The organism is Streptomyces sp. NPDC057137, assembly GCF_042670825.1.
Lineage (GTDB): Bacteria > Actinomycetota > Actinomycetes > Streptomycetales > Streptomycetaceae > Streptomyces.
On record NZ_JBHUUW010000059.1, the window covers coordinates 1 to 12,921 of the forward strand.

The window sequence follows — 12,921 nt, forward strand, 5'->3', positions numbered from 1 at the left end:
TCGTGTGCCCGGTGCCGACACACCGGGCGCGCGACGCGCGTTGTCGTCCGCCCATAGGGCTTACGGCCTTACGGTCCGCTGAACTCGACCGTGTCCACGTCGAACGAGTTGTTCTGTGGTGACGTGAAGACGAGATAGAGCCGTTGCGTCCCCTCGTGGGCCTTCACCGGTACGGGATCGGTGGCCCGGTAGACGTCCCAGCCCCCGGTGTTGGGGATCGGGGTGGTGGCGAGCAGTTCACCGTCCGGGGCGTTGGCGCGCAGTTCGATCGCCCCGACTCCGTACGGCGAGGAGATCTGGTACGTGACCGAGTCGATGCCCTCCACGCTCATCGGCTCGAACGCCACCCAGTCGCCGTCGCTGACGTCGCCGATGCGTTTGCCGTTCGCGGCGCCCGCCTGGTCGACGATGCGCGTGCCCGACTGGCTGTCGTAGTACTCGGCCTGCTTGAGCTTCGGCTGCAGGACGGCCCGCCCGTAGCCGGTCAGCGCCGGTGCCCCGGAGCCGCCGCCGTCGGTGTACTTCGCGTTGAGTACGTAGGTGAGGTCGGCGCCCTCGGGATGGCCGCCCAGGTCACCGGTGTTCACGGTGCCCTCGCAGCCGGGCATGTCGTTCGTCGGGTGCTCGTGGTCGTCGTGCCCCAGTGCCGGGTTGATGGTGACCTTGGAGCAGTCGACGGTGCCGTCCTCCGGGTCGGTGACCGTGACCTTGTACGGGATCTGGTCGCCGAACTCGATGAGTTTGCCGTTGACGGGGAAGTCGATGGTCACCTTCGGCGTCGTGTTGCCCGCGGTGATGGGCACGTTGGCGAAGCCGGACTTGCCGCTGGGGTCCGTGACCTTCAACTGGGCGCTGAACTCGCCTCCTTCGGTGTAGGTGTGGGTGGCGTTCTCGTCGGCGGAGTCGTAGGTGCCGTCACCGTCGAAGTCCCACTCGTAGGTCAGCGGGTCTCCGTCCGGGTCGGCGCTGCCCTCGCTGGAGAAGTCCACCTTGAGCGGGAGCGGTCCGTCGGTGACGGAGGCCTTGGCCTTGGCGACGGGGCTGCGCTGCCCCTGGGCGTAGTCGACGCGGTAGAGGCCCGAGTCGTTGTTGCCGCCGCCGAACTCGCTGCCCCACTCCAGGACGTACAGCGAGCCGTCGGGTCCGAACGTCATGTCCATGGGGCTCTTGAAGGCCACCGAGTCCATGAAGTCGTTGACCTTGAGGAGCTTCTCGTCCTTGTCGAAGCGGACTTCCTTGATGTAGTTGCGTGACCACTCGTAGAGGAAGCTCGCGCCGTCGAAGTACTCGGGGAACTTCGTCTCGGAGGGGTTGTCCGCGTCGTACCGGTAGACGGGCCCGCCCATCGGTGCCGAGCCGCCTTCGCCCATCTCCGGGAACTGCCCGGACACGCCGTAGCCGTACCAGAGTTCGGGCTGCTGGATCGGCGGCAGGTCGGTCAGTCCGGTGTTGTTGGGCGAGGGGTTGGTCGGGTTGCCGCAGTCGAACTTCGCGCCGATCACCTCGGTGTCCGGGTTGTACGGCGCGTACGCCTGGTTGTTCCCGTGGCAGAACGGCCAGCCGAAGTTCGCCGGCTTCTTGATGACGTTGTACTCGACCAGGCCCTCGGGACCCCGGTCGGTGGTGGGCAGCCCCCGGTCGGGGCCGTAGTCGGCGAGGTGGACGTAGCCGGTCTTCTGGTCGACGGTGAAGCGGAACGGGTTGCGGAAGCCCATCGCGTAGATCTCGGGGCGGGTCTTGTCGGTGCCTTCCGCGAAGAGGTTGCCCTCCGGGATGGTGTAGCCGCCCTCGTCCGTGGGCTTGATGCGCAGGAGCTTGCCGCGCAGGTCGTTGGTGTTGCCCGCGGTGCGCGCGGCGTCGAGCATCTCCTTGCCCTCGCGCCAGTCGATGGGCGCGTAGCCCTGCCAGTCGGGGTCGAGGTTGGGCGGTACGTCGTCGCCGACGCCGAGGTACAGGGTGCCGTCGGGGCCGAACTCGACTGCGCCGCCGGTGTGTCCGGGCTCGGTGAAGGTACGGGAGCGGTAGGCCGGGACGTCGAGGAGCTTCTTCTCGCTGGCCAGGTCGAGGGTGTTGCCGTGGAGGGTGAAGCGGGAGAGCCGGTTGACGTCCTCGGCTTCACCGGCGGGCGCGTAGTAGAGGTAGACCCAGTGGTTGGTGGCGAAGTCCGGGTCGAGTTCCATACCGACGAGGCCGTCCTCGCCGCCGCTGTAGACGTCGAGCTTGCCGGCGGTGACGGTGGAGTGGGACGCGGGGTCGAAGACCTTCAGTTCGCCGTTGCGCTGCGCGTAGATCGCGCGGCCGTCGTCGGCGACGTCGAGTTCCATGGGGTCGGCGGTGTTGTCGTCGAGGGTGACCTTCTCGTAGGCGCCCCAGTCCGTGCCGCCGCAGTCGCCGGGCTTGTCGCCGGCCGCCCACTGGAGTCCGCCGACGACATGGTCGCGGAAGGCCTCTTCGTCGTAGGCGGGGGTGTCATGGCCCATGGCGGTGGCCCAGACCTTGCCACCGCCGGTGTTGCGGCACCAGGAGATGGGGTGGTCGGCGCCCATGGCGTCGGGGCCGGGGTTGTAGGTCGTCTCGTCGGCGGTGACCAGGACATGGACGTCGCCGCGCGGGTTCTCGTCGAAGTTGTACCACTCCTCGGGGCGTTCCCAGCGCTCGGGAAGTCCCTTGGTGGAGGGGTGGACCTGGTCGGCGACCTTGGCCGTGCCCTGGAGCACACCGGGCGAGTGGGTGGGCATGTGGGCGCCGCCGTTGATGGTCTCGTCCCACCAGGGGAACGCCTCCTCGACGCCCATGTCGAGGGTGTTGTGGATCGCGACGACGCCCTTGCCGCTCTCCAGATACGTCTTCATGGCCTGGCGTTGCGCCTCGGTGTCCCAGACCATGCCGGAGTTCTGGAGCATGACGATCGCGTCGTACTGGGCGAGGTTGTCGTCGCTGAAGACGGTGGGGTCGTCGCTCTGGACGACCTCGAAACCGTTCTCGGCGGCCTCCTCCTCGAACATGGTGATGCCGTCCGGGATGGACGCGTGGACGTAGCCGACGGCGCGGGTGAAGAGGAGGGCCTTGAAGGTGGCCTCCTTCTCGGCGGCTCCGGCGCCGGTGGGCAGGGCGGTCAGCGCGAGCAGCAGGGCGCCGACGCCGGCGACGAACGCTCTTCGGATCGCTCTCCCACGACGCTTTCCGTCATGTACATGCCATTTCATGTGCCGGTCCTCTCTGGGGGGATGGGATCGGTCGGGTGGTTCCGGGTCGGGTGGGTGGTCCCGGGGCCGGGTGGTTCCGGGATCGGGCGGTCCCGGGATCGGGTGGTCCCGGGTCTCTAGCGGATACCGGCGAGGGCCCGGCGCAGGAACGCCAGCCCGTCGGTGGCCAGCGCGTCCTGACTGGGTGCCAGCGGGCGCCAGACGGAGGCGGCGACCGCGATCGCGTCGTTGTGCGCGGTGAAGGACTCGATGCACAGGGGCCCCCGGTAGTCGCTGTCCGCGAGCGCGGTCAGGAAGCCGGGCCAGTCGAGGTGGTCGGCGCCGGGTGCGCCCCGGTCGTTGGCGCACACCTGGACATGGACGATACGGGCGCCCGCCTCGTGTACGGCGCCAGGCAGGCCGTGCTCCTCGATGTTCTGGTGGTAGACGTCGAGCGCGATGCCGATGCCCGCCGGGTCCAGGCCGTCCATGGCTTCGAGGCACTGGGCGACGGTGTTGAGCAGACTCGTCTCGTACCGGTTCAGCGGCTCGACTGCGATCGTCACCCCCGCCTCCCGCGCGTGGGTGACGACGGGAGCGATGTGCTCACGCCACTCGGCCCACGCCGCCGCCCGCTGGGTGTCCGACATGCGCCAGGAGCGCCCGACGGCCATGTAGACCGGACCGGCCACGACGGGTGCCCCGATCGCGCGTGCCGCGTCGACGCAGCGCCGCAGATAGTCCTGGGTAGTGCGCACCGTCGCCGGGTCGGTGGCCACGAGATCGCGGCCCGGCGGCATGACGGCGACGACGGCGGCCGGGGCGAGCCCGGTGGTGTCCAGCAGCTTGGACGCGGCGGCGGGCTCCCAGTCGTCGGCCTGTTCGAGCGGGAGTTCGACGCAGTCGAAGCCCCAGGCGGCCAGGCGTGGCAGCGTCTCGGCGAGGGCCGCGCCGTCGACCGGTGAGTGCCAGATCCACGGGTTGGCGCCGATCGCGAACGGCCGTGTCGGATTCGGTGTCGGTGTGCTCACTTGCCGCCCCAGTCCTTCGGGAAGCCGGGCATCGACTCGCAGCCGCACATCGCGTAGTGCAGCGGCGGCATACCGGGCTTGAGGTAGTCGCCGAGGTTCTGCTGCGTGATGGTGGGCTGCGGGAGCTTCCACTCCTTGGGCACGTCCTCGCCCTTGAGGATGTCCAGGGCCGCGATGACGGGCGTACGCCACTGGAACGTCGGGTACGCGGGGGCGATCGCCGTGAGGTCCTTGTCCTGCCACGCCTGGAGGAAGTCCTGCTGGTCCTCGCCCGTGATGGGAGGTACGTCCTTGCCCGCGTCCTCGAAGGCCTCGACGGCGGCGACGGCCGTGGCGCCCGAGTCCATCCACACACCGTCGATGTCGCCGTGCCGGGTGAGCGCGTCGGTGACGATCGACTTGGCCTTGGCCGGGTCGCCGTCCGTGAACTTCACGTCCACGACGTCGAGTTCACTCTTGTCGAAGGCGACCTTCGCCGCCGACCAGCGGGTCTCCAGGACGTCCACGCCGGGCGAGATGCGCAGCGCGAGGATCTTGCCCTTCGGCTTGACCTTCTCGACGAGGAAGTCGGCCGCCACCGCGCCGTACGCGTAGCCGCCGATCGGGTTGACGAAGGTGACGGCGCAGTCGGTCTCGACGCCCCGGTCGAAGACGATGACGGGCACCTTGCCGCAGGCCTGCTTCACGGCGGGGGTGAGGGTGGCCGTCGTGTTCGGCGAGACGATCAGCGCGTCGCAGCCGCGGGCGGACAGCTCCTGGATGTCGGAGATCTGCTTGTCGTCCTTGCCCTGGGCGTCCAGGACGGTGAACTTGGTGATCTCCTTGTGGAGTTTCACCTCGGCACGCATGTTCTTCAGCCCCACCTGGCGCCAGGGATTGAACACGCCGGCGTTGGAGAAGCAGAGTTCGATGTCGCTCGGGTCCGCCGTCTTGTACTGGGAGGTGTCGGTCATCTCCGGGTTGAGCATCTGCTCCCAGGGCTTGCCGTCCGGCCCCTCGGGCTTCTCGTCGGCGAGGGCCAACTGACGGTCGTACTCGGCCTGTTCGAAGAAGCTGGACTGCTTCCCGGTGCCCGCGTCCGCCGTGCTTCCGCTGCCCGAGGCGCCCGGCGACTCGGGTGGCGCGTCACTCGTGCAGGAGGTGATGAGTACGGCGCCGAGGAGCGCGGCGCCCGCGGCGAGGGCGCGTCGGCGAAGGGGCCGGATGACGGTCATGAGGGTGTTCCTCCCGTGGGGTGCGTACCGGTGGGGGGCGTGGGGCCAGGTGGCGTAGGGCCGGGCGAGGCAGGACCGGGTGGACCGCCGCCCGACGGCGTACGGCGGTTGCGCAGCCGCGACCAGTCGGCCGCTCCGAGGCCGACGGCGGCGATGACGATGACACCTTGGACGGTGGACTCCAGGGCTCCCGAGACGCCCTGGAGGTTGAGCAGCGTGAACAGTGCCTGGAGCGAGAAGGCACCGGCCATGGCGGCGACCACCGAGCCCCGCCCGCCGCCGAGGACCACACCGCCGAGGACGACGGCGGTGATGGCCTCGAACTCGTAGCCCCTGCCCGCCTGCGCGGAGACTCCGGAGAAGCCGCCGACGAGGACGGCGGCGAGCGCGGCTGCCGCGCCGGAGAGGATGAAGGCAATGGTCCGCACCCGGATCACCCGTACGCCGGACAGCGCGGCGGCGCGGTCGCTGTCACCGGTGGCCATGAGCGTCCGTCCGAAGTCGGAGCGCATCACCAGAACGGCGACGGTCCCGGCCACCAGACAGGCGACGACCGCCCAGGGCAGCCAGCCGAAGGCGGTGCCCCGGCCCAACTGGCGGAAGGCGGTGGGCAGTACGCCCTGCGGTGAGCCGCCGGTCCAGAAGAAGACGGCGCCTTCGAGGATGAGCATCATGCCGAGGGTGGTGATGAACGACGGCACCCGCAGGACGGTGGTGATCAGCCCGCTGACCAGTCCGGCCAGGCCGCCGGCGACGAGCAGGACGGCGGTGACCACCAGCCAGTGGGCGTCGGGGAAGGAGCCGTACAACTCGGCCGCGACGACCACGCCCGCGGTGACGATCGCGCCGACGGAGAGGTCGAACTCGCCGCAGACGATGACCAGATACTGCCCGGCGGCCAGGATCACCAGCGGCGCCGCGCGCTTGACGAAGGAGAGGAAGCTGTCGGGTTCGTAGAAGCCGGGGTCGGTGATCAGGAGGGCGAGGAGCAGCACGGCGAGGAGCACGTAGACGGGGATACCGGTGCCGAGCGCGCGGACGATCCGCTTGGCGGGGGCGGCCGTCGGGGCTCCGCCGGCCTTGGTCAGGGGTTCGGTCGGGGCGCTCATGTGGTCCGCCCTTCCGTCAGGGCCTTCGGTGCCTTCGGGGTCCGTCGGGGCCGGGCGTAGATGGCGACGGCGGCGATGATGACGACGCCGCGTACGACATTCTTGAAGAACGGGTCGACCGAGAGCTGGTTGAACACGCTGTCGAGGACGGCCAGGACGAATACGCCGCCGAGGGTGCCGGCCACTCCCCCGCGGCCGCCCGCGAGCGCCGTGCCGCCGAGGACCACGGCGGCGATCGACTCCAGGTCGTAGCGTGCCTCGGTGCCCGCCCACGGTGCGCCCGCGCCCAGTCGCGCCGCGAGGAAGAGCGCGGCGGCGCCGACGCACAGCGAGCACAGGACGTGTGCGATCACGACGGTGCGCCCGGTCCGTACGCCGGAGAGCCGGGCGGCGTGTTCGTCCCCGCCGGTGGCGTACATGTGGTGGCCGAGGCGGGTGCGGCGGGTGATGAGCCACATGAGGGCGGCCACGGCGATGAGCAGGAACACCGAGACGGGGACGGGGCCGATCCGGTCGTAGCCGAGGCGCTGGAAGGAGACGGGCACCTCACCGGCGGGTCCGGTGTAGTTGTCCTCGATCCAGCCGCGCAGGATGAACGCCATCCCGAGGGTCGCGATGAACGCGTTGACCTTGAGCCCGGTGACGATCAGCCCGTTGACGAGTCCGACGGCGACGGACAGCGCGAGCACGGCGAGCACGGCGGTGACGACGCCGCCGCTCGCCATGGTCTCGGCGGCGACGAGCGTGCCGAGGCTGATGAGGTAGGCGACGGAGAGGTCGAGGGAGCCGGTGAGGATCACGGCTGACTGGCCGACGGCGACCAGTCCGAGCGCGACGCAGTTCTGGAGGATCGCGACCGCGTTGGAGGTGGTGAGGAAGTTGCCGCCCTGGGCGGCGACGACGATCCAGCCGAGGACGGTCACGGCGAGCGCGGCGAGCCAGACGCCGACGACGGGGTCGACGGACGGGCGGACGGAGCGGCGCGCCTTGCCCCTGGACAACGATGTCGATCTCGGTGGGGGGCCGGACGGGGCGGGAGCGGACTCGACGGTGGTCACGCGGCGCCCTCCGGTCGGGTGTTCGCGGCGGTCGCGGCCCCGGCTTCCGTACCCTCGTCCGACCCGGTCGTGGCGAGGCGCATGATGCTCTCCTCCGTTGCCCCGGCGGGCAGTTCACCCGCGAGGCGCCCGTCGGACATCACGAGGATCCGGTCGCTCATCCCGATCAGCTCCGGCAGTTCGGAGGAGATGATCAGCACGGCGAGTCCCTCACGCGCGAGTTCGCGTACGAGGGTGTGGATGGCCGCCTTGGCCCCGACGTCGACGCCCCGCGTGGGCTCGTCGAAGAGCAGCACCCGGGGGTTCGCCGCCAGCCATTTGGCGATGACGACCTTCTGCTGGTTGCCGCCGGACAGGAACTGGGCCTGCTGGTCCTCGCCGCGCGACTGGAGCCGGACCCGTTCGAGGAGCGCGGTGACCTCGCGTCCCGCCGGGGGTCTGCCCCGTACCGCGACGGCGCGGGTGACCAGCAGCGCGTTGTCCCGTACCGACTGGCGCAGGGCCAGCCCCTCGGTCTTGCGGTCCTCGGTGACCAGGGCGATGCCCGCGCGGATGGCCTCGCGCGGCTTCGACGGCCGCAGCGGCTTCCCGCCGACCGTCATCGTGCCGGTGGTGAAGGGCGCGGCGCCGAACAGGGCGCGGGCCAGTGACGTACGCCCCGCCCCCTGGAGGCCCGCGATGCCGACGACCTCGCCGGCGCGCAGTGTCAGGTCGATGTCCCTGACGCGGGAGTTGCCGCCGCCGGTGACGGTGAGCGTCACGTCGCCGATCTCGTCGGGGCGGGCGCGCGGCGGGTAGTACGCGGTCAGTTCGCGGCCGACCATCGCGCGGACGATGTCGTCCGGGGTGGTGTCGGCGGTGCGCACGGTGGTGACATGGCGGCCGTCCTTGAGGACGGTGACGCGGCGCGAGAGGTCGAAGACCTCCTTGAGCCGGTGCGAGATGTACAGGATGCCGAGGCCGCGGGCGGTCAATCGGCGTACGAGGGCCGACAGCAGCGCGACCTCGTGGTCCGCGAGCGGTGCGGTTGGCTCGTCCATGACAAGCACACGTACGTCGGTGGCGAGCGCCTTCACGATCTCGACGGTCTGCTGCCGGGCGACGGACAGATCCCGCACGAGCGTGCGCGGGGTGATGCCCGTCTCGTCGATCTCGGCGAGGAGTTCGGCCGTACGCCGTTCCATGGCCGCGCGGTCGACCAGTCCGTATCGGGTCGGCTCCCGGCCGAGGAACACGTTCTCGGCGACGGTGCGATGGGCCAGGAGCGCGAACTCCTGGTGGATGATGCCGATCCCGGCGGCCTGCGCCTGACCCGGGTGGCTGAAGGTGTGCGCCGTTCCGTCGAGCGTGATCGTGCCGGTGTCGGGGGCGTGTTCGCCGGCCAGGACCTTCATCAGGGTGGATTTCCCCGCGCCGTTCTCGCCCACCAGCGCGTGGACTTCACCGGGTTGAAGATCGAGTCCCACGTCATGGAGCACACGCACCCCGAGAAAGCTCTTGGACACGCCCTGCATCGTCAGCATCCCCTGGCTCCTCGATGGCTCCTCGGTCGCGGTCTGCTGTGCAATGTCGTGACTGACCTTTGACCTGTCAAGGGTCCAAGCGCCGTTCGTTTCGGCGGAGTTGACGGAGACTTATGCCGATCGGCGAAACAATGGTGTCTTGTGAGCAGCGAAAGTCGTCCCTAAGGTATTGCCATGTCTGCGCTGCCGGATCACAGCAGTTACGCCGTCTCCCGCACACCGGGCGAGGTGCTCACGCTGATCAGTTCCGGAGCCGCGGCGACGCGCGCGGATCTCTCCCGGATGACGGGGCTCGCGCGCTCCACGGTCTCCCAGCGCGTGGACGCGCTCATCGCGCACGGCTTCGTCGACGAGTCCGGGCCGGAGGCCGGCGGGTCGACGGGCGGCAGGCCGCCGCGCAGGCTCCGGCTCCGTACCCGCGAGCACGCGGTGGCGGGCGTGGACCTCGGCGCCTCGCACTGCCGGGTGGCGCTGATGGACATCGGCGGTACCACCCTGGCCACGCAGGAGGATCCGCTGTCGATCGGGGACGGGCCCGATTCCGTACTGCGCCATGTGGAACGCACGCTGCACGGCCTGCTGGAGAAGTCGGGGCTCGAACCGCGCACGCTGCGGTCCATCGGGGTGGGGGTCCCCGGGCCGGTCGAGTTCTCCACGGGGCGTCCCGTCGATCCTCCGATCATGCCCGGCTGGCACCAGTATCCGATTCCCGAATTCTTCGCCTCGCGCTTCGGCGTGCGGGCGCTCGTCGACAACGACGTGAATGTGATGGCCCTGGCCGAACAGCGACGGGCGTTCCCCGACACCCGTTTCCTGCTCTACATCAAGGTGGGTACGGGCATCGGCTGCGGCATCGTCGCCGACGGCAGGCTGCACCGGGGCGCGCAGGGCAGCGCGGGCGACATCGGGCACATCAAGGTCAGCGACCAGGAGGACGCCTGCCGGTGCGGGAACTTCGGCTGCCTGGAGGCGGTGGCGGGCGGTGCCGCGATCGCCGCGAAGCTGGCGGGCCTCGGGCTCGACGCCGCGTCGGGCAGTGATGTCGTACGGCTGGTGAAGTCCGGCAACAGGGACGCCCTGCGCATGGTGCGCGAGGCGGGCCGCGCGGTCGGCGAGGTGCTGGCGGGGCTGGTGAACTTCTTCAACCCCGACACGGTGGTGCTCGGCGGCGCGCTGGCGGCCGTGCACGACCAGTTGCTCGCGGGCGTACGGGAGGCGGTGTACCGGCGGTCGCATCCGCTGGCCACGCATGTGCTGCGGATCGAGCCGAGCCGTACGGGTGAGAACGCGGCGGCGTTCGGGGCGGGGATCCTCGCGATCGAGCACGCACTGTCGCCGGCGCAGGTGGACCGGCAGCTGGCGCGTGACGTCACCACCTGACCGGGCCGTGTTTCAGAAGTCCCGCCGGTACGAGTCCCACGCCTGACGATCCGTCATGTTCAAGAAACGTCAAGGGTCGGACCAACATCGTTCCAGGTCGGTCGAGTCCGCTCATTGGTTCACACCACTGACGCGCCGCAGGCCCGTGGCCTGTCACCGGGACAAGTCCGCAACACGCGCGCTGACGTGCGAAATCCTTGCCGCCACGCCTGATTGACGGATCGCCTTCAAGCCGATACCCCTGTACCCCTGCCCTGTACTCCGCACGCCGCACCCCGTACGACCTGTCGCGTGCCGGGTACGGCCCCGCGGGCGCTTCGCGCACCACGTCACTGGAGGCTGCATTGCAAGGTTCCGCCCCCACACCCGTCAGAACGGTCCGCAGACGTGCGACGCGCACGGCGGGCGCCGTCGCCTCGGCCGCCCTGCTGCTGCCTCTGGTGTCGGCCTCTCCTTCCGCCACCGCCGAACAGCCCACCGCCGGCTCCCTCCAGAGCGACTTCGCCGCGGCGGCGGACCGGTACGACGTACCGGCGAGCGTCCTGCTCGGCGTCTCCTACCTCCAGTCGAGGTGGGACACCCACAGCGGCGCCCCCAGCGTGACCGGCGGCTACGGCCCCATGCATCTCACCGACGCCAGGACCGCGATCGCCGAGGCACCCCACCACTCGCACGGCACGGAGGACGCCCGCGGCGACACGTCCCGCCCGGTGAAAACGGGCGCGCCGGACGCCGCCCGCGAGGCCGTCGTACCCGAGAACTCCCAACTGCCCGCACGGCTGCGCACCGTCGACCGGGCCGCGAAGCTCACCGGGCAGTCCGCCGAGCGGCTCAGGCAGGACCCGGCCGCCAACATCCGCGGCGGCGCGGCCCTGCTGGCCGACGCCCAGCGCGCGCTCGGCAAACCGCTGAGCGCCGACCCGGCCGACTGGTACGCGGCCGTCGCCCGCTTCTCCGGCGCCGACGACTCCGCCACCGCCGCGACGTACGCGAACGACGTCTACGCGGTGATCCGGGACGGCCAGCGGCGTACGACCGACAGCGGGCAGCGGGTGGCGCTGCCGGCCACGCCGGGTGTCGCCCCCGACACCTCGCAGGTGTCGAAGCTCGGACTGCGCAAGGCCGACGCGGGCAGGACCGAGTGCCCGCGCACCGTGGCGTGCGAGTGGATCCCGGCGCCGTACGAGGAGTTCGGCGAGGGCGACTACGGCAACCACGACAAGGCCGACCGCCCCAAGGCGGGCTCCCCCTCCATCGACTCGATCGTCATCCATGACACCGAGGCGACCTGGGACACCACACTCCAGCTGGTCCAGGACCCGACGTACGTCTCCTGGCACTACTCTCTACGCTCGTCCGACGGGCACATCGCGCAGCACGTCCCGCTGAAGGACGTCGGCTGGCACGCGGGCAACTGGTACGTCAACTCCACGTCGGTGGGCTTGGAGCACGAGGGCTTCCTCGTCTCCCCCGACGCCTGGTACACCGAGGCGATGTACCGGACGTCGTCGCGGCTGGTCCGTTATCTCGCCGACCGGTACGACATCCCGCTGGACCGGCAGCACATCATCGGCCACGACAACGTGCCCGGCACGACCGCGTCGACCATCGCCGGGATGCACACCGACCCGGGTCCCTACTGGGACTGGGCGCACTACTTCGAGCTGCTGGGCAAGCCGTTCAAGGCGGACGGCGGGCGTGACGCGGGCGCGGTGACGATCCGTCCCGACTACGCGTCGAACCAGCCGGTCTACACGGGCTGTGTGACGGCCGGTCAGGCGTGCGCCCCGCACGGCTCGGGGGCGGTCCGGCTGCACACCGCGCCGGACGCCGCGTCGCCGCTGGTCAAGGACATCGGTCTGCGGCCGGGCGGCGGTGACTCCACGACCGGCGTCAACGACCTGGGCGCACGCGCGTCGACGGGCCAGCAGTTCGCCGTCGCCGGGCGCGAGGGCGACTGGACGGCGATCTGGTACCTCGGTCAGAAGGCGTGGTTCCACAATCCGCGTACGGCGCCCACGGCCGTGAGCGCGCAGGAGCGGGTGCTCACGCCGAAGGCCGGTCTCGCGGAGGTGCCGGTGTACGGCAGGGCCTACCCGGAGGCGTCGGCGTACCCGGCCGACATCCCCGTGCAGGCGATCTCGCCGTTCCCGTACAAACTGCTCGCCGGTCAGAAGTACGTGGTCGGTGACCGGGTGCCCGGCGCGTACTACTTCGCGCCCACCTTCGACACCACGGGTCACCGCGTGGTGAGCGGCGAGGAGCAGTACTACGAGATCCAGTTCGGACACCGGGTCGCCTATGTGAAGGCGTCCGATGTCCGGGTCCTGCCCTCGGGCCGCTGAGACGCGGCCCTCGTAGGGCGACGGGCGCCACCGGTCTGTGGGGGGCCGGTGGCGCCTTGCTCTTTCCGCACGCACG

8 protein-coding genes are annotated in these 12,921 nt (G+C 70.4%); 2 read left to right on the forward strand and 6 right to left on the reverse strand.

The features are described from left to right. Positions 1 to 68: 68 nt before the first annotated feature. From ACFT9I_RS31985 to ACFT9I_RS32010, 6 genes are all read right to left on the reverse strand, one after another. Complete coding sequence (locus ACFT9I_RS31985) at positions 69 to 3,206, reverse strand: ThuA domain-containing protein (protein ID WP_382570048.1); 3,138 nt, start codon at positions 3,204 to 3,206, stop codon at positions 69 to 71. Between the two features lie 116 nt (positions 3,207 to 3,322). After that, a complete protein-coding gene (locus ACFT9I_RS31990) occupies positions 3,323 to 4,216 on the reverse strand; it encodes a sugar phosphate isomerase/epimerase family protein (RefSeq protein WP_382570050.1) in 894 nt (297 codons plus the stop codon). Next, positions 4,213 to 5,430 (reverse strand): ABC transporter substrate-binding protein, encoded by a 1,218-nt coding sequence (locus ACFT9I_RS31995; RefSeq protein ID WP_382570052.1) that lies wholly within the window; start codon positions 5,428 to 5,430, stop codon positions 4,213 to 4,215. Before ACFT9I_RS31995 ends, ACFT9I_RS31990 begins: the two co-directional genes overlap by 4 nt. Beyond that, complete coding sequence (locus ACFT9I_RS32000; RefSeq protein WP_382570054.1) at positions 5,427 to 6,539, reverse strand: ABC transporter permease; 1,113 nt, start codon at positions 6,537 to 6,539, stop codon at positions 5,427 to 5,429. The genes ACFT9I_RS31995 and ACFT9I_RS32000 overlap by 4 nt, the downstream gene beginning before the upstream one ends. Then, complete coding sequence (locus ACFT9I_RS32005) at positions 6,536 to 7,540, reverse strand: ABC transporter permease (protein ID WP_382570056.1); 1,005 nt, start codon at positions 7,538 to 7,540, stop codon at positions 6,536 to 6,538. Before ACFT9I_RS32005 ends, ACFT9I_RS32000 begins: the two co-directional genes overlap by 4 nt. Positions 7,541 to 7,593: 53 nt before the next feature. After that, positions 7,594 to 9,120: a sugar ABC transporter ATP-binding protein gene (locus tag ACFT9I_RS32010; protein WP_382570058.1), complete on the reverse strand. Its 1,527-nt coding sequence runs from the start codon at positions 9,118 to 9,120 to the stop codon at positions 7,594 to 7,596. A gap of 174 nt (positions 9,121 to 9,294) precedes the next feature. Between ACFT9I_RS32010 and ACFT9I_RS32015 the strand changes: the two genes are divergently transcribed. Both ACFT9I_RS32015 and ACFT9I_RS32020 read left to right on the forward strand, forming a co-directional pair. Continuing rightward, positions 9,295 to 10,500, forward strand: coding sequence for an ROK family protein (locus ACFT9I_RS32015; RefSeq protein WP_382570060.1), 1,206 nt, complete (start codon positions 9,295 to 9,297; stop codon positions 10,498 to 10,500). A 344-nt stretch (positions 10,501 to 10,844) separates the two neighbouring features. After that, entirely contained in the window at positions 10,845 to 12,845 is a 2,001-nt protein-coding gene (locus ACFT9I_RS32020) for an N-acetylmuramoyl-L-alanine amidase (protein ID WP_382570062.1), read from the forward strand. The last annotated feature ends 76 nt before the right edge of the window (positions 12,846 to 12,921 follow it).